13 protein-coding genes and 1 pseudogene are annotated in these 17,255 nt (G+C 74.3%); 7 read left to right on the top strand and 7 right to left on the bottom strand.

Features of this window, described 5'->3' with window-relative positions; genetic code table 11:
• Window positions 1-18: 18 nt before the first annotated feature.
• The 4 genes and pseudogenes from infB to rimP form a co-directional block, all read right to left on the bottom strand.
• Window positions 19-3,045, bottom strand: a complete 3,027-nt coding sequence (infB, locus tag GA0070621_RS01280; RefSeq protein ID WP_091190733.1) for a translation initiation factor IF-2 — start codon at window positions 3,043-3,045, stop codon at window positions 19-21.
• 93 nt (window positions 3,046-3,138) lie between these two features.
• Window positions 3,139-3,475 (bottom strand): annotated as a pseudogene (locus tag GA0070621_RS01275) (YlxR family protein).
• Between the two features lie 16 nt (window positions 3,476-3,491).
• The gene (gene nusA, locus GA0070621_RS01270; RefSeq protein WP_091190726.1) at window positions 3,492-4,535 is read right to left on the bottom strand and encodes a transcription termination factor NusA; all 1,044 of its coding nucleotides are present in this window, start codon (window positions 4,533-4,535) and stop codon (window positions 3,492-3,494) included.
• The gene (rimP, locus tag GA0070621_RS01265; RefSeq protein ID WP_091190723.1) at window positions 4,532-5,215 is read right to left on the bottom strand and encodes a ribosome maturation factor RimP; all 684 of its coding nucleotides are present in this window, start codon (window positions 5,213-5,215) and stop codon (window positions 4,532-4,534) included. The genes nusA and rimP overlap by 4 nt, the downstream gene beginning before the upstream one ends.
• 262 nt (window positions 5,216-5,477) lie before the next feature.
• Here rimP and GA0070621_RS01260 point away from each other — a divergent pair, with 262 nt between their 5' ends.
• The 6 genes from GA0070621_RS01260 (at window position 5,478) to GA0070621_RS01235 (ending at window position 11,469) form a co-directional block, all read left to right on the top strand.
• Complete coding sequence (locus GA0070621_RS01260; RefSeq protein ID WP_197673967.1) at window positions 5,478-5,921, top strand: hypothetical protein; 444 nt, start codon at window positions 5,478-5,480, stop codon at window positions 5,919-5,921.
• Complete coding sequence (locus GA0070621_RS01255) at window positions 5,918-6,367, top strand: ferritin-like domain-containing protein (RefSeq protein ID WP_091190719.1); 450 nt, start codon at window positions 5,918-5,920, stop codon at window positions 6,365-6,367. Before GA0070621_RS01260 ends, GA0070621_RS01255 begins: the two co-directional genes overlap by 4 nt.
• 70 nt (window positions 6,368-6,437) lie before the next feature.
• Window positions 6,438-7,019: a PadR family transcriptional regulator gene (locus GA0070621_RS01250; RefSeq protein WP_091190716.1), complete on the top strand. Its 582-nt coding sequence runs from the start codon at window positions 6,438-6,440 to the stop codon at window positions 7,017-7,019.
• Between the two features lie 114 nt (window positions 7,020-7,133).
• Window positions 7,134-7,865 carry an ABC transporter ATP-binding protein gene (locus GA0070621_RS01245; protein ID WP_091190713.1) on the top strand — a complete coding sequence of 244 codons (732 nt, stop codon included), beginning with the start codon at window positions 7,134-7,136 and terminating at the stop codon, window positions 7,863-7,865.
• Window positions 7,862-10,558, top strand: a complete 2,697-nt coding sequence (locus GA0070621_RS01240) for an FtsX-like permease family protein (RefSeq protein WP_091190710.1) — start codon at window positions 7,862-7,864, stop codon at window positions 10,556-10,558. The genes GA0070621_RS01245 and GA0070621_RS01240 overlap by 4 nt, the downstream gene beginning before the upstream one ends.
• Before the next feature lie 173 nt (window positions 10,559-10,731).
• On the top strand, window positions 10,732-11,469 hold the full coding sequence (locus GA0070621_RS01235; protein WP_091201847.1) for a hypothetical protein: 738 nt from the start codon (window positions 10,732-10,734) through the stop codon (window positions 11,467-11,469).
• 66 nt (window positions 11,470-11,535) lie between these two features.
• Here GA0070621_RS01235 and GA0070621_RS01230 read toward each other — a convergent pair whose 3' ends face one another.
• On the bottom strand, window positions 11,536-12,249 hold the full coding sequence (locus tag GA0070621_RS01230; RefSeq protein WP_091190707.1) for a VIT1/CCC1 transporter family protein: 714 nt from the start codon (window positions 12,247-12,249) through the stop codon (window positions 11,536-11,538).
• Window positions 12,246-13,103 (bottom strand): type I methionyl aminopeptidase, encoded by an 858-nt coding sequence (gene map / locus GA0070621_RS01225; protein ID WP_091190703.1) that lies wholly within the window; start codon window positions 13,101-13,103, stop codon window positions 12,246-12,248. Before map ends, GA0070621_RS01230 begins: the two co-directional genes overlap by 4 nt.
• Before the next feature lie 94 nt (window positions 13,104-13,197).
• Here map and GA0070621_RS01220 point away from each other — a divergent pair, with 94 nt between their 5' ends.
• On the top strand, window positions 13,198-13,512 hold the full coding sequence (locus tag GA0070621_RS01220) for an STAS domain-containing protein (RefSeq protein WP_167666485.1): 315 nt from the start codon (window positions 13,198-13,200) through the stop codon (window positions 13,510-13,512).
• A gap of 34 nt (window positions 13,513-13,546) precedes the next feature.
• Here GA0070621_RS01220 and GA0070621_RS01215 read toward each other — a convergent pair whose 3' ends face one another.
• Entirely contained in the window at window positions 13,547-17,206 is a 3,660-nt protein-coding gene (locus GA0070621_RS01215; RefSeq protein ID WP_091201846.1) for a SpoIIE family protein phosphatase, read from the bottom strand.
• Between the last annotated feature and the right edge of the window lie 49 nt (window positions 17,207-17,255).

Here is a 17,255-nt window from a genome sequence, read left to right as displayed (position 1 = left end):
TCGCCTCGTTCATGCCGCTCAGACGCGCGGCTTCTCCCGCATCTCGAAGGTCTCGATGATGTCGCCGACCTGGACGTTGTTGAAACCGCCCAGCGTCAGACCACACTCGAAGCCCTCGCGGACCTCCGTCGCGTCGTCCTTGAACCGCTTCAGGGAACTGATCGTGAGGTTGTCCGCCACGACCGCCCCGTCCCGCAGCAGCCGCGCCTTGGCGTTGCGGCGGATGATGCCGGACCGGACGATACAACCGGAGATGTTGCCGATCTTGGACGAGCGGAAGACGTCGCGGATCTCCGCGCTGCCCAGCTCGACCTCCTCGTACTCCGGCTTGAGCAGACCCTTGAGCGCGGCGTCGATCTCCTCGATGGCCTGGTAGATGACGGTGTAGTACCGGATCTCCACGCCCTCGCGGTCGGCGATCTCGCGGACCTTGTTGGCGGCCCGCACGTTGAAGCCGATGATCGTGACCGCCTCGGACGAGGCGCTCGCGAGCATGACGTCGCTCTCGGTGATCGCACCCACGCCCCGGTGGATGATCCGTAGCTGGACCTCCTCCGGGATGTCGAGGTTGAACAGCGCGTCCTCGAGGGCCTCCACGGAACCGGAGACGTCGCCCTTGAGCACCAGGTTGAGCGAGGTCTTCTCGCCCTCCTTGAGCTGCTCCATGAGCGTCTCGAGGGTGGCCCGGCCACGGGAGTTGGCGAACGCCGCCGCCCGCCGCCGCGCCTGCCGCTGCTCGGCGATCTGCCGCACGGTCCGGTCGTCCTCGGCGGCCAGGAAGGTGTCACCCGCACCCGGCACCGTGGTCAGACCCAGCACCATGACCGGACGCGCCGGACCGGCCTCGTCGACCGGCTTGCCGTTCTCGTCCAGCATGGCCCGGACCCGGCCGTGCGCCCCACCGGCGACGATCGAGTCGCCGGCCCGCAGGGTGCCCTTCTGCACCAGCACCGTCGCCACCGAACCGCGGCCCTTGTCCAGGTGCGCCTCGATCGCGACACCCTGCGCCGGCCCGTCGATCGGAGCGGTCAGCTCCAGCGACGCGTCGGCGGTCAGCAGCACGGCCTCCAGGAGCTCCTCGATGCCGATGCCGGGCTTCGCGGCCACGTTGACGAACATGGTGTCGCCGCCGTACTCCTCGGCGACCAGGCCGTACTCGGTCAACTGCTGGCGGACCTTGTCCGGGTTGGCCTCCGGCTTGTCGACCTTGTTGACCGCGACCACGATCGGCACGTCCGCCGCCTTGGCGTGGTTGAGCGCCTCGATGGTCTGCGGCATCACGCCGTCGTCGGCCGCCACCACCAGGATCACGATGTCGGTCACCTGGGCACCACGGGCACGCATGGCGGTGAACGCCTCGTGGCCCGGGGTGTCGATGAACGTCACCGCCCGGTCCTCGCCCTCGTGCGGGACGTGGACCTGGTAGGCGCCGATGTGCTGGGTGATGCCACCCGCCTCGCCGGCCACGACGTTCGCCTTGCGGATCGCGTCGAGCAGCTTGGTCTTACCGTGGTCGACGTGACCCATGACGGTCACCACCGGCGCACGGCTGACCAGGCGGTCCTCCGACACCACCGCGTCGAGGTCGATGTTGAACTGCGCGAGCAGCTCACGATCCTCGTCCTCCGGGCTGACGATCTGCACGTCGAAGCCGAGGTGCTCACCCAGCAGCAGCAGGGTTTCGTCGGAGCACGACTGGGTCGCGGTCACCATCTCGCCCAGGTTGAACATCTCCTGGACCAGCGAACCCGGGTTGGCGTTGATCTTGTCGGCGAAGTCCGACAGCGAGGCGCCACGGGACAACCGGACGACCTGACCCTGACCGCGGGGAGCACCCGAGGACATGGTCGGGGCCGACAGGTTGTCGAACTCCTGTCTGCGCTGCTTCTTGGACTTGCGGCCCCGGGTCGGCCGGCCACCCGGACGCCCGAAGGCACCCGCGGCGCCACCGCCGCGGCCACGACCGCCGCCACCCGGACGACCACCACCGCCGGCCGGGGCGCCCGGACGGAAACCACCGCCGGGAGCACCGCCACCGCCACCACCACCGGGACCGCCACGGTAGCCACCACCACCGCCACCACCGGGACCGCCACGGTAGCCACCACCACCGCCACCACCACCGGGACCGCCACGGAAGCCACCGCCACCGCCGCCGGGGCGACCCGCGCCGCCACCGCCACCAGGACCGCCACGGCCGCCACCGGGGCCGCCAGGGCGACCCGTGGTGGGGCGCTGGCTCGGCATGGAGGCCGGGCTGGGCCGGGGCGGCATGGAGGCCGGGCTGGGCCGCGGCGGCATGCCGGCCGGGCTCGGACGGGGGCCGCCGGCACCGGCGGCCGGCGGCCGCTGCTGCTGGCCGCCCTGGATGCCGAACGGGTTGTTGCCGGCGCCGCGCGCCGGCGGACGACCACCCGGCCGGGCACCCGGACCCGGGGTCGGGCCACCGGGACGGCCGGCGGCCGGGCTACCCGGGCGCGGCGGCACCGCGTTCGGACCCGGACGCGGACCCGGACGGGGACCACCCTCCGCCGGGGGCTCCCGGCGGACGTTCTCCCGCTGCTGCTGGCGGGCGGCCTGCGCGGCCTTGACCGCGGCCTCCTGCTCAGCCTTGAGGGCGGCGGCGCGCGCCTCGGCGGCCGCCACCTCGATGTCGTGCGCGCTCGCCGGCTTGGCGACCGGGGTCGCCGGCTGCGGCGGGCCGGGGACCGGGCCCTTGGGCTTCGGTCCAGGGGTCGGCGCGGCCGGTCGCCGGGGCGGCATCGGCTTGGCCGAGACCCGGGGGGCACCCGGGGACGGCGTCGGGGTCGGGGTCGGGGTCGGGGTCGGCGCCTGGCTCGGGGCGGCCGCCGCTGGGGCGGCCGGCGCCGAGGGGCCACCGGCGGACGCGACGAATGCGCCACGCAGCCGTCGGGCGACGGGCGCCTCGACGGTGCTGGACGCGGACTTGACGAACTCGCCCATCTCCTTGAGCTTGGCGAGAACGGTCTTGCTTTCGACCCCGAGCTCCTTGGCGAGCTCGTGTACGCGGGCCTTTCCTGCCACTGCACTCCTCACTCCGAGGTCGTGCGGGCAGCACCCGCAGCGACCTCACTCGTGCACTTGAAGCCTGGTCATTTCAGGGACTTCATCGTGTGCTCATGCTGGTCGTCCTACCTTGCTAGCGATCTCTCGCCCGGTCGGGCTGACCGGACGTAGAGGTTGGCGCGTCAGTGTGCTCCGCCAGCGCACCGTGATCGATGACCCCGGTGATGCGCAGTGCCCGCCCGAAGGCGCGGCGCCGCACCGCTTGCGCGAAGCAGGCCGGATCCGGGTGCATGTTCGCTCCCCGACCCGGCAGTCTGCGAATCGGATCGGGCCGGAGACTGAAGCCACCAGCCCCGTCGCCGACCGCGACGATCCGCAACAACTCGCTGGCCGGCGCTCGCTTCCGGCAGCCCACACAGGTGCGCTCCGGCAGCGCGCGTCGTGCCACTGGAGGAAGTCTACCCCTAGCTGCTTGAGATCGCGCCGCCCGGCTCGGGTACGTGATCAGCCCCGCTCCGGCCGCCCGCGTCGGCCTGCTCCGCGTCGGAACGGATGTCGATCCGCCAACCGGTCAACCGGGCAGCAAGCCGGGCATTCTGCCCTTCGCGGCCGATCGCGAGCGAGAGCTGGAAATCCGGCACGGTGACCCGAGCGGTCCGGCTGGCCAGATCGACCACCTCGACCCGCAGCGCCTTGGCCGGGGAGAGCGCGTTGCCGACGAACGTGGCCGGGTCGTCCGACCAGTCGATGATATCGATCTTCTCGCCGTGCAGCTCGCTCATCACCGCGCGGACCCGCTGGCCCATCGGGCCGATACAGGCGCCCTTGGCGTTCACCCCCGGCGCGGTCGAACGCACCGCGATCTTCGTACGGTGACCCGCCTCACGGGCGATCGCGCCGATCTCCACGGTGCCGTCGGCGATCTCCGGCACCTCCAGCGCGAAGAGCTTCTTCACCAGCGCGGGGTGCGACCGGGACAACGTGATCTGCGGCCCACGCATTCCCTTGGCCACGTGCACGACGACGCAGCGGATCCGCTCGCCGTGGTCGTACCGCTCGCCGGGGACCTGCTCGGACTGGGGCAGGACGCCCTCCAGCTTGCCCAGGTCGACGCTGACGATGCCCTTCTCCTTGCGGGCCTCGTGCGCCTGCACCACGCCGGTGACCAGGTCGCCGTCGCGGCCCACGTACTCGCCGAAGTGCACCTCGTCGGTGGCCTCCCGCAGCCGCTGGAGGATCACCTGCTTGGCCGTCATGGCCGCGATCCGGCCGAAGTCGTGCGGGGTGTCGTCCCACTCCCGCAGCACCGTGCCGTCGGCGTCCAGCTCCTGGGCGTACACCGAGGCGGCCCCGGTCTTGCGGTCGATCTCCACCCGCGCGTGCGGCTCGGCGCCGTCGGTGTGCCGGTAGGCGGTCAGCAGCGCGGTCTCGATCGCCGCGAGGATCGTGTCGAACGGGATCTCCCGCTCGCGCTCCAGTGCGCGCAGCGCCGCGAGGTCGATGTTCACCTCTCCTCGTCCTCCACATCATCTTCGTCGTCGATGTCGTCGATGTCCTCGCCGGCCTCGTCGTCGGCCAGCTCGTCCAGGCGGCTGAACTCCACCTGGACCCGGCCGGGCCCGAGCTCGGCGTACGGGTGTTCCGCGCGGCCGGCGTCGGTCTCCAGCACCACGCGCTCGTCGCCGGCCTCGACCACCCGGCCGGTGAGCTGTCGGTCCGCCGTGGTCCGCTGCTCGGGCACGCCCGCCCCGCCGCGCACGGTCACCTTGACCAGCCGGCCGACGTTGCGCCGCCAGTGCCGGGGCAGGGTGAGCGGCCGGTCCACCCCCGGCGAGCTGACCTCGAGCTGGTACTCGCCGGCGACGATGTCGCCGCCGGCCTCCTCCGCCGCGTCGAGCGCGGCGGAGACCGCTCGGGAGACGTCCGCGACGCCGTCCAGGTTGATCCCGCCGTCGGCGTCCACGATCACGCGGACCACGTGCCGCCGGCCGGCGCGCGAGACGGAGAGGTCCTCCAGGTCGTACCCGGCGGCGGTGACCACCGGCTCGATCACCTCACGCAACCGGGCCCGGCGCGCGCTCAGGTCGCCGCGGGGCGCGCCGCCCCGGTCCCCCGCACGGGGACCGTCGGCCCGGCGGGGTCGCCCGGAGGGCCCCGTCGGCCTGGTGGCACGGCCACGCTGCGTCATCTGGCGCACCCTTTCCCTTTTCGGACGGGCCGTTCGGCCCGCCATGGTCCCTGTCGACGGCCGTTCGGCCCGCCATGCCGGCACGCCACCGGGGCGGACGCGCCCGGTGGCTGCGCAGAGCGTAACGCGCGGGCCGGGCGACGGACCCGGCGGCGCACCGACGCCACTGGCCCACAAGCCGACGGAGATGGTGTTGACTTGTCCGGTGGCGACAGGCAGAACGACACAGCGCGACGGAGCACCGGGGCATTCCCGGCGAAACCTGCTGCGTGCCGGGGCGCTGCTGGCACTCGGCGGCGCCGCCGTACCGCTGACCGGCTGTGATCTTTTCGACGACAAGCCGAAGCCCCCGGACCCGCTGGAGCCGCTCGCGGCCGAGGCCGCCGACCTGGAGGGCCGGTACCGGGCGGCCATCGCCGCCGCCGGGACGCTGGCCGACCGGCTCACCCCGATCGCCGACGCCCACCAGGCGCACGCCGCCGAGCTGCGCAAGGTGATCGGGCGGCCCGCCCCGTCCGGCACGCCCGCCGCCGGCCCGACCGTGACGGCCACCGATCCGCAGGGGCTGCTGGCCGAGCTGCGGCAGGCGGAACAGCAGGCCCGGGAGAACGCCGCGAAGGCGTGCGCCGCCGCGCCGGGCGAGCGGGCCGCGCTGCTCGGTTCGATCGCCGCCGCCCGGGCGACCCACCTGGAGGCGCTGAAGTGATTCCCCGTACCGCACCGACCGGGTCGGCCCAGGCGTTGACCGAAGCCCTCGCCGCCGAGTACGCCGCCATCTGGGCGTACGGGGTGATCGGCGTGCACCTCGCCGACGCGGCCCGCTCCGCCGCCCGTTCCGCCGAGACGGCCCACCGGGCCCGCCGGGACGCCCTCATCCTCCAGTTGAGCGAGGGTGGCACCCAGGTCCCCGCCGACCAGGCCGGGTACGCCCTGCCCTATCCGGTGACCGACAAGGCGAGCGCGCTGAAGCTGGCGGTGGAGATCGAGGAGCGGACCGCCGGCCACTGGCGGGCGGCCCTGCCGCACACCACCGGGGCCGACCGGAACCGGGCCCTCGCGGCGCTGACCGACTGCGCGGTACGGGCCACCCGCTGGCGGCGTACCGCCGGAATGACCCCGGTCACCGTCCCGTTCCCCGGCCGGTCGGCCTGAGCCGAGGTTTCGGTCACCCGGCGCAGCACTCCGGTTGCGGCCCGCATACCAGGTATGCATACTCCTCGCCATGTCCATCCGTCACGGCCTGCTCGCGTTGCTCGAACGCGGCCAGATGTACGGCTACCAGCTGCGCGCCGCGTTCGAGGAGTCGACCGGCTCGACCTGGCCGCTGAACATCGGGCAGGTCTACACCACCCTCTCCCGCCTGGAACGCGACGGCCTGGTCCGGCCGCTGCCGGAGAACGACGGCGGGCAACGGCCGTACGAGATCACCGACGCCGGGCGGGCGGACCTGGCCCTCTGGTTCGCCACCCCGATCAGCCACGCCGACCGCCCCCGGGACGAGCTGTCGATCAAGCTGGCCCTGGCCCTGACCACCCCGGGGGTGGACGTCCGCGCGGTGGTGCAGACCCAGCGCAGCGCGACCATGCGCGCGTTGCAGGAGTTGACCCGGTTGAAGTACGCCAGCGACAAGCCGGAGGACCTGCCCTGGCGCCTGGTGCTGGACGCGATGATCTTCCAGGCCGAGGCGGAGATCCGCTGGCTCGACCACTGCGAGACCAGCCTGGTCCGCTACCGCCCCGCCCCGAGCCGGCCATCCCTGTCCGCCGAGGCGGTGGACCGGGCCGACGAGGAGGCCCGGCGGTGAGCGCGAGGAGCGAGCCGGTTCTGCGAGCCCCGCAGTCGCGAACGAAGGTGGCACGGTGAGCGCGAGGAGCGAGCCGGTTCTGCGAGCCCCGCAGCCGCGAACAAAGGTGGCACGGTGAGCGCGAGGAGCGAGGTGCTGGAGCTGCGGGACGTGCACCGCACCCATGGCGTCGGCGAGGCGGCCGTGCACGCGCTGCGCGGGATCAGCCTGACCGTTCGGGCCGGCGAACTGGTGGCGGTGATGGGCCCGTCGGGCTCCGGCAAGTCGACGCTGCTGGCGCTCGCCGGCGGGCTGGACCGCCCCACCGACGGTGAGGTGCTGGTCGAGGGGGAGTCGTTCGCCGGCCTCACCGCGCGCGAGCTGGCTCGGCTGCGCCGCCGCCGGATCGGGTACGTCTTCCAGGACCTGAATCTGCTCGGCAGCCTCACCGCGCTGGAGAACGTGGCGCTGCCCCTGGAACTCGACGGCGCCGGGGTCCGCACGGCCCGCAGGGCGGCCCGGACCGCGCTGGCCGAGGTGGGGGTGGCCGCGCTCGGCGACCGGTTCCCGGACCAGATGTCCGGCGGCCAGCAGCAGCGGGTGGCGATCGCCCGGGCGCTCGTCGGCGAGCGCCGGCTGGTCCTCGCCGACGAACCCACCGGGGCGCTCGACTCGCAGGCCGGGGAGGCGGTGCTGCACCTGCTGCGCCGCCGGGTGGACGCCGGCGCGGCGGGGGTGCTGGTCACCCACGAGGCGCGGCACGCCGGCTGGGCCGACCGGGTGGTGTTCCTCCGGGACGGGGTTCTGGTGGACTCGACGGCGCCGCTGGCCGGCGTCGAGCAGCTGCTCACCGGCAGCGGGCGGTGAGCCGGGGCCGGCTGGCCGCCACGCTCGGCTCGTGGCGGACCGCGCTGCGCATCGCCCACCGCGAGGCCCGTCGGGCGCGCGCTCGTACGGCGCTGGTGCTGGCGATGATCGCGCTGCCCGTGCTGGCGCTGAGCTTCGCCGCGGCGACCTTTGACATGACGGAGCTCACCCAGGCCGAACGGCTGGACCGCCAGCTCGGCGCGGCCGACGCCGAGCTGCGCTGGACGGATGTGAACGCGGTCAGGCAGGACGCGTGGGGGGAGAACTCCTGGCCGGTCGTGGCCGAGCCGACGCCCCGGGCCCGCCCGGCGACCGCCGACGAGGTCCGCGCCCTGCTGCCGCCCGGCAGCCGGGTCACCCGGCTCCGCCGCTGGGTTCAGTTCCAGGCACGGGTCGACGACAAGCTCGTCTCGTTCGACGCGCGGGCCGTCGACCTCACCGACCCGCTCACCCGCCCCCTCGCGGCGCTGCGCGCCGGCCGGCGGCCCACCGCCCCCGACGAGATCGCGGTCAGCCCGGCCGCGCTGCGCCGGTTGGGCGTACGGCTCGGCGAGCCGGTGCACACGGCCGAGGGCGCGACGTACGTGGTGGTCGGGGTGGTGGAGTTCCCGGACAACCTGCGCGAGGTGGTGGCGCTGCGCCCGGAGAGCCCGCTCGGACCGCTGAGCGGGTCCGACGAGAGCTGGCTGGTGGACCTGCCCGGGTCGGTGGACGAGGCGCTGGTGGACCGGCTCAACGGGCACGGGATCGTGGTGACCACCCGGGCCCCGCTGCCCGGCCGGGAGGAGGCGTACACCGGTCCGGTGTTGCCCGACCCGGAGCAGGCGAGCAATGCGGTGCTGGTCGGCGGGCTCGGCCTGCTGGAGGTGGTGCTGCTGGTCGGCCCGGCCTTCGCGGTCGGCGTACGCCGGCGCCGCCGCGACCTGGCCCTGGTGGCGGTCGCCGGCGGGGACGCCGGGCACCTGCGCCGGATCGTGCTCGCCGACGGGGTGGTGCTCGGCGCGGGCGGGGCGACGCTCGGGCTGCTGCTCGGGGTCGGCGCGGCGTTCGCCGGCCGGCCGCTCGTCGAGCACTACCTGGTGCAGTCCCGCCTCGGCGGATACCGGGTCTTCCCGGCCGCCCTGGCCGCGATCGCCGCGGTGGCGGTACTGGCCGGGCTGCTGGCCGCGCTGGCACCGGCGTGGACCGCCGCCCGGCAGGACGTGGTGGCCGGCCTCGCCGGTCGGCGCCATCCGCCCCGACACCGCCGCCGCTGGCTGCTGCTCGGGGTGCTGCTCACCGGGGCCGGCTCCGCCCTCGCCGCGCTGGGCGCCACCCAGGCCAGCCCACCGGTCGTCCTGACCGGGCTCATCCTCGGCGAACTGGGCCTGGTCTTCTGCACCCCGACGCTGATCGGGCTGCTCGCCCGGGCGGGACGGCTGCTGCCGCTGGCGCCCCGGCTCGCGCTGCGCGACGCCAGCCGCAACCGTTCCTCGGCCGCGCCGGCCATCTCCGCCGTGATGGCGGCGGTCGCCGGCAGCGTGGCCATCGGTGTCTACCTGGCCAGCGCCGACGCCCGGGAGCGTACGCAGTGGCAGCCGGGCCTCCCGCCGGGGCAGGTCCTGCTGGTTGACACCGACGCGCCGGGAAGCCGCCCCCAGCCGCCGGCCGACGAGGTCGCGCAGCGGATCCGGACCGTGTTGCCGGCCACCGCGGCCGTCCCGCTCGCCGTGCCGGCCTGCGCGCGACCCGCGTCCCCGGAGGACTACTGCGTGACCACCACCGTGCTCCCGGAGGAGCGGCGCTGCCCGTACGAGCCGGGCGAGGCGGTCACCGCCGCCATCCGCGCCGAGGCGCGGGCCGACCCACGCTGCGTACCGCCCTTCCGCGATCCGACCAACCTCTATCTGCCGCCGTTGGTGGACGACGGCGCGGCGCTGCCCGGGCTCACCGGCGCGACAGCGGAGGAGATCGCCGCCGCGACCCGGGTGCTCCGGGCAGGCGGGGTGGTGGTCACCGACCCGCGTCAGGTGGTGGACGGTCGGGTGACGCTCGCCGTCACCCACACCGCCGGGGGCTCGGCGGCCAGCGCCACGCTGCCCGGTTACGTGCTGCGCGGCGGGCTCCCCATCGACCGGCTGCTCCTCTCCTCGTCGGCGGCGGCCGCGGTCGGCCTCGTCGGCGAGCCGTTCGGCTACCTGGTCGACATGCCGACCCCGCCCACCGCCGCCCAGCAGGAGCGGCTCACCAGGGAGCTGTCCCGGTCGGCGTCGCTGGTCGTGCAGACGGAGCGGGCGCCGAACGGAGACCAGCGGCCGCTGCTGCTCCTGCTGGCGGGCGCCGCCGCCTTGATCACCGTGGGCGCGGCCGGGGTGGCCACCGGCCTCGCCGCCGCCGAGGGCCGCCGGGACCTGTCCACCCTCGCCGCGGTCGGCGCCGACCCGCGGGTACGCCGGGTGTTGTCGCTCTGCCAGGCCGGGGTGATCGCCGGGCTCGGCTCGGTGCTCGGCATCCTGGCCGGCCTCGGCTCGGCGGCCATCATCATGGCCTCCCTGAACCGCCGGTACGCGCAGTCGTGGCCGATCCAGGACCCGTACCCGCTGGCGGTGCCCGGCCTGACCCTCGCCGTGCTGGTGGTGGTGCCGCTGGTGGCCATGCTCGGCGCGGGGCTGCTCACCCGCTCCCGACTCCCGATCGAACGTCGCCTCGACTGACCTCGTCGACCGCCACCGTCCTCATCGCGGCTCAGCGAGATCTTGGTAGTTCTCGGCCGGGCGCACCCGCCCCGGGCGCGGCGAGCAGGGGCTCCGGCACTCACCGCATTAGTGTGGTGACAGTCGACGTGCGCCGGGCCACCGGCGAGCGGCCCACGGAACGGAGGTGGACCGTGGACACCGGTGACGCCGACGCGGAGACCGAGCGATACCTCCACGATCCCCGATGGCGGGTCGCCGAACGGGTACGCGACGCCGCGCTGCGGCGGTTCCCGGCCGACGTGCTCGCCGTGGCCGTGCACGGGCCCCTCGCGCACGGTGACGACGATGGCGGCGGGGACGGCGAAGTGGGGCTGCTGCTGGCCACCTACCGGCCGGGCGGCGGGCCGTCGCCGGCCACCCGTCGGGTGGACGGGGTGCTGGTCGACCTCACCGTCGCCGGGGCGGACGACTACCTGGGGCAGGCGCGCACGATCGGCCCGCTCTGGCCGCTGACCGCCGACCGGTACGTCACCACCCGTGCGCTGCACGACCCGACCGGTTGGCTGCGTACCCTGCGCGACGAGCACCTGGCCCGGCTGGCCCGGGCCCGGCCAGCCGAGTTCAGCACCGCCGCCCGACAGGCGTGGTACCGGGGCAGCGCGGCGCGCGCCCGGGCGTTCCGGCTGGCCGAGTGGTACGAGACCGACCAGGCGCTGCTCATGCTCGGCGAGGCGCGGCTGGCCGCGGCCACGGTGCAGGGGCTGCTCAGCCGCACCTACTTCCGCGACCCCGGGGACGCGGTGCGACGTACCGGGCTGGCCGGCGCGGACATGACCGAGGTGGGCACGGTGCTGGCCCGCCAGGCCGAGGAACTGGCCGCCCGGGGCCGCCCCGTCGACGGCACCGTCGACGACCTCCTCACCAGCTGACGCCGCCCACCCCACACTCCCGCAGGTGATCACGCTCGATGTGGCACGAATCCCAGGGCGGGGCGGTCAGCCGATGCCGGAGACGCCGATCAGGGTGCCGATGAAGTAGGTCGCGGCGGCGGCCAGGCCGCCGAGCAGGAGCTGCCGCAGGCCGCTGGACCACCAGGCGCGGTAGGTGAACCGGGCCACGATCGCGCCGGCCACGAAGAGCCCCACCCCGCCGACGCCGAGCGCCAGCCAGAGGCTGGTGAAGCCGAGCAGGTACGTCAGCAGCGGAACCAGCGCACCGACCGAGAAGCAGAGGAACGAGGAGATCGCCGCCGCCCACGGGCTCGGCTGGTCGTCGGGGTCGACGCCCAGTTCCTCCCGTACGTGCATGCGCAGCGCCTCTTCCGGGTTGGCCCGGACCGCGTCGGCCACCTGCATGGCCAGATCCCGGGGCAGCCCTCGGCGGACCCACGCCTCGGCCAGCTCGCGGGCCTCCGCCTCGGGGTGCCGTTCCAGCTCGCGCCGCTCCTTGGCCACCTCCGCCGCCACCTGCTCATTGGCCGACCGGACGCTGGTGTACTCCCCCAGGCCCATGGAGATGGCGCCGGCGACCAACCCGGCGGCGCCGGTCAGCACGATGCTGTGGGGTGAGACGCCGCCGCCGCCGACACCGGCGATCAGGGCGATGTTGGTGACCAGGCCGTCCATCGCGCCGAACACGGCCGGCCGCAGCCAGCCGCCGGACACGTCCGCGTGGTGCGCCTCGCGCAGCGCGGCCGGGGTGTCGGTCACGGCAGGGTCAGGATCTCGTAGCCGTCGTCGGTCACGACGACGGTGTGCTCGAACTGGGCAGTCCACCGGCGGTCCTTGGTGACCACCGTCCAGCCGTCGTCCCACATGTCGTACTGGTAGGTGCCGAGGGTGATCATCGGCTCGATGGTGAACGTCATGCCCGGCTCCATCACGTCGGTCGGGCGCGGGCTGTCGTAGTGCGGCACGTAGAGGCCACTGTGGAAGGACTCGCCGATGCCGTGGCCGGTGAAGTCCCGGACCACCCCGTAGCCGAACCGCTTGGCGTACGACTCGATGACCCGGCCGATCACGTTGATCTGCCGGCCCGGGGCGACCGCCTTGATGCCGCGCATCATCGCCATGTGGGTCCGCTCGACCAGCAGGCGGGCCTCCTCGCTCACCTCGCCCACGCAGAACGTGGCGTCGGTGTCGCCGTGCACCCCGCCGATGTACGCGGTGACGTCGACGTTGATGATGTCGCCGTCCTGGAGCACGGTCGAGTCCGGGATGCCGTGGCAGATCACCTCGTTGAGACTGGTGCAGCAGGACTTCGGGAAGCCCTTGTAGCCCAGCGTCGACGGGTACGCGCCGTGGTCGCAGAGGAACTCGTGGACCACCTTGTCGATCTCGTCGGTGGTCACCCCCGGCTTGCAGTGCTCACCGGCGAGCTGGGTGGCCTGGGCCGCGAGCCGGCCGGCGACCCGCATCTTCTCGATGGTCTCGGGGGTCTGCACGTGCGAGCCCCGCCACTCCTGCGGACGCTTCTTGCCCACGTACTCGGGGCGCGGGATGTGGGCGGGCACCGCCCGCCACGGGGAGAGCGTGCCTGGGGTCAGCGGCGCACGGACGGTCATGGCCACAGCCTATCGCCGCCCGCCTGGGCGACCCCGCCACGGCCCACGCGTGCGGCTTGTTGCCGGGCGGCAAGGGCTGTGCCATTGTTGCTCCGTGGATCAAGGGGCCGCACCACCCGTCTTCTCCGCGGTCGCGGAGGTCGACGGTGATCAGCTCCGGGTGGTGGTGACCGGCGAGGTCGACATGGCGACCGCCGACGCCATGTACCAGGCCGCGCTCCGCGAGCCGGCCCGTCACGTCACGCTCGACCTGCGGGCGGTCACCTTCTTCGACTCGGCCGCCATCCACGCGGTGGCCCGGCTGGCCCAGCGGTTCCCCGGGGCGCTCTCCGTGCTGCCGTCCCGGCAGGTACGCCGGGTGCTGGACATCTCCGGACTCGGCGAGCAGGACTGGCTCCAGCCCGACTGACCGAGGCCGCACGGGCCCGACCGGCCGGGCCCGGTCAGCCCGCCAACCGGCGGCGCAGCGCCACCTCGGTGCCCTCGTCGGTACGGGTCACGGTCAGCTCGCCGAGCGCCCTGATCAGCCCCAACCCGCGACCGCGGAAACCCGATCCGGTGGACTCCCGCCACCGGCCGCTGTCCCGGACCGTGGCGGTCACGGTGCCGCCCTCGATCGTCACCCCCACGTCGATCACCGGCTCGATCGGTTCGACCGGGTGCTCGATGGCGTTCGCCGCCGCCTCGGAGATCGCCACGGTCAGGTCGAACCGGTCGTGCTCGCCGACGCGGTGGGCGACCAGGAAGTCCTCCAGCCGTTTGCGCAGCACGCCGAGCCGGGTCGGGTCGGCGGGCAGCCGCAGCGCGAACCGGTTCACCTCGGCCGCCTCCAGCGCGAGCACCGCCACGTCGTCGTGCCGGGTACGCTCGACGACCCGCTCGACCACCGCGTCCACCAGGTCTGCCACGTGCCCGCCCGGGGCGGTGGCGTCCAACCGGAGCTGGCCGAGCCCGGCGTCGATGCCGAGTCGCCGGTCCTCGATCAGCCCGTCGGTGTAGAGCAGCAGCCGGGCGCCGGGAGCCAGCTCGCCCTCGACGGTCCGGTACCGGGTCTGCGGGATCGCCCCGATCGGCGGTCCGAGCGCCCGGTCGTGCAGGAACGACACGTCGTCACCGCGGATCAGCAACGGCGAGGGATGACCCGCGCTGGCGTACCACAGCCGGCCGGTGCGGGGCGCGAACCGGAGGCAGACCACCGTGGCGAAGGAACCGCCCTCGGTGGAGCCGACCAGGTGGTTGAGCCGGGTCAGCGCCTGGCCCGGGTCGAAGCCCTCCAACACGTACGCCCGCAGCGCGTTGCGGAGCTGGCCCATCGCGGCGGCCGCCCGGACCCCCTTGCCGACCACGTCGCCGATGACCAGCACCAGCTCGTCGTCGCGGGTGCCGATCACGTCGTACCAGTCGCCACCGACCTCGACGTCGGCGCTGCCGGGCAGGTAACGGCTGGCCACCACCGCGCCGGGCAGTTGCGGCAGCGTACGCGGCAGCAGGCTGTGCTGGAGGGTGGTGGCGATGCGGTGCTCGGCCTCGTAGAGCTGGGCGTTCTCCAGCCGTACGCCGACCAGCCGGGCCAGCTCGGTCAGCGCCGCCTGCTCGGTGCCGCCGCCCTCGCGGTACCAGACCCGCAGCTCGCCGAGCTGCTCGCCGGTGGTGCCGGTCAGCGCCAGCACCGCCGACGGTTCGGCGAACGCCGTGCCGCCGCCGTCCGCCTCGTGGCGGGCGCCGGTGGCGGTGACCACCACCCGGGCCGCCTCGACGAGGCTGAGCGCGTGCCGGGCGGCGGCCCGCACCACCTCGGCCGTGGAACGGGCCGTGTTGATCGCCACGGCCGCGTCGGCGAGGGCCCGCAGCCGGCGGATGGTCTGCCCGCGCAGTTGCCCCAGCTCGACGTTGGCCCGGACCCGGGCGATCAGCTCCTGGCTGGAGAAGGGCTTCGTCAGGTAGTCGTCGGCACCGACGGAGAGCCCGGCGACCTCCTCCGCCGAGCCGGCCCGGGCGGAGAGCAGCACGATCGGCACGTGCCGGGTGGCCGGGTTCGCCCGCAGGGCGGTGACCAGCCCGAATCCGTCCAGCCAGGGCATCATCACGTCGGTCAGCACCAGGTCGAACGGGCGCTCGACGGCCAGCCGCAGCGCCGCCACGCCGTCCGGCACCGCGACCACCTCGTACGCGGGGGCGAGCAGCCGGCTGACGTGCTCGCGCAGGTCGGCGTTGTCGTCGGCGAGCAGGATCCGGCCCGCCCCGGCCGGTCCGCCGACCGGCTCCGGCAGGACGTCCGGCGGCATCACCTCGTCGGTCCAGCGCGCCGTCTCGGCGGCGTACAGGTGGGCCTGCTCGGGCTCGCCCGGCGGCGTCGCCGCGCCGGTCACCCGGTCGGCGGGCAGGTGCCCGTGCCCGAACGGGAGCGCCACCGCGAAGGTGGTGCCCCGGTCGACCACGCTGCGCGCCTCGATCGTGCCGCCGTGCATCTCGACCAGCTCGCGGACCAGGGCCAGGCCGATGCCACTGCCCTCGTAGGTGCGGGAGCGGACGCCCGGCACCCGGTGGAACCGCTCGAAGACGTGCGGCAGCTCCTCCGGCGGGATCCCGACGCCGGTGTCGGTCACCGCCAGCACGGCGACGCCGTCGCCGGGGCGGAGCTCGACCCGGATCTCGCCGCCGAAGGTGAACTTGACCGCGTTCGACACCAGGTTCAGGACGATCTTCTCCCACATGTCCGGGTCGACGTGGACCGGCGCGGGCAGCGGCGGGCAGTCGACCACCAGCCGCAACCCGGCCCGCTCGGCGACCGAGCGGAAGGTGCTGGCCAGCCGGGAGGTGTAGTCGGCCAGATCGGTGGCCTGGTAGCGGGCGGTGAGCCGGCCGGACTCCAGCTGGGAGAAGTCGAGCACGGTGTTGACCAGCTTGAGCAGCCGCAGCGCGTTGCGGTGCGGCACGGCCAGCCGCTCGGCGTACGCCGGCGGCAGCCCCGGGTCGGCGAGCAGGTCCTCCAGCGGACCGAGGATCAGGGTGAGCGGGGTACGGAACTCGTGGCTGACGTTGGCGAAGAAGTTGGTCTTGGCCCGGTCCAGCGCGGCCAGCTCGGCGGCCCGGGCGCGCTCCTGCTCGTACGCCCGCTGCTTGCCGACCGCCCGGGAGATCTGGGCCGCGACGAGGTCGAGGAAGTCGCGGTAGTCGTCGGTCAGGGCGAGCCGGCGGGCGATCCCGAGCAGCAGCACGCCGGCCGGCTCGTTGGGGGCCGTCAACGGCAGTACCAGGGCGCGCTCGGCGGCGTTCGGCGGCACCTCGCCGAGCAGGTCGGCGACGGACACCCAGCGCGGATGCGCCACGCTCTCCCCCGCGCCGGGCGGCGGCGGCCCACCCGCGAGCGCGCCCGGATCCGCCCCGGTCCAGCCGGCCAGGGCGGGGGTGTCGTCCTCGTCGTACAGCCAGACGGCGCTGAACGGCACGTCCGCCCGGTGCGCGTCGAGCACCCGGGCGGCGGCCCGGCCCAGCTCCCGTACGCTCCGCACGTCGGCCAGCTCGTTGCCCAGCTCGGCCAGGGCGCTCAACCGGCGTTCGCCGAGCACCCGGCCGGTGGTCTCGTTGACGAAGCAGATGACGCCGTTGACGCTGCCGTCGGCCTCGCGGATCGGGTCGTACGAGACGTCGAAGTAGACGTCCTCCAGGAAGCCGTGCCGGTTGAGCAGGAACGGGTGATTCTCGCCACGGTACGGCTCGCCGCTGCGGCGGACCCCGTCGAGGAGCGGCCCGAGCACCTCCCAGGTCTCCCGCCAGTACTCGCGGGCCGGCTGCCCGAGCACCGCCGGATGCTTGTCGCCGATGGTCGGCCGGTAGGCGTCGTTGTAGAAGGCGTGATGATCCTCGCCCCAGAACATCACGATCTGGGCCCGGGACGAGAGCATCGTGCTCACCGCGTGGCAGAGGGCGGGCGGCCAGGTGTCCGGGGTGCCCAGCGGGGTGCCGGACCAGTCGAAGCCGCCCAGCCGCTCCCCCATCTCACCGCCGGCCGCGAACGCCGCGGCCAGCAGCGGTGGCAGCGCCGCCGCACCGGTCCCCGAGGACGGGTGGCCGTCCCCCTCGCCCCCCTGGGCCGAGCCCATGCAGCCTCCCGCTCCGGCCATGTCCACGACGGTCGACGGGACGCCGCCG

Origin of the sequence: Micromonospora narathiwatensis (assembly GCF_900089605.1) — a bacterium.
Classification (GTDB): Bacteria; Actinomycetota; Actinomycetes; order Mycobacteriales; family Micromonosporaceae; genus Micromonospora; species Micromonospora narathiwatensis.
This window is presented reverse-complemented; position numbering and strand designations above follow the sequence as displayed.

Bases quoted from the DNA above. Each gene is read 5' to 3' on its own strand.
- rimP (WP_091190723.1), bottom strand. From the start codon at position 5,215: ATGACGCAGCGTGGCCGTGCCACCAGGCCGACGGGGCCCTCCGGGCGA.
- GA0070621_RS01250 (WP_091190716.1), top strand. From the start codon at position 6,438: ATGTCCATCCGTCACGGCCTGCTCGCGTTGCTCGAACGCGGCCAGATG.
- map (WP_091190703.1), bottom strand. From the start codon at position 13,103: ATGACCGTCCGTGCGCCGCTGACCCCAGGCACGCTCTCCCCGTGGCGG.
- GA0070621_RS01215 (WP_091201846.1), bottom strand. From the start codon at position 17,206: ATGGGCTCGGCCCAGGGGGGCGAGGGGGACGGCCACCCGTCCTCGGGG.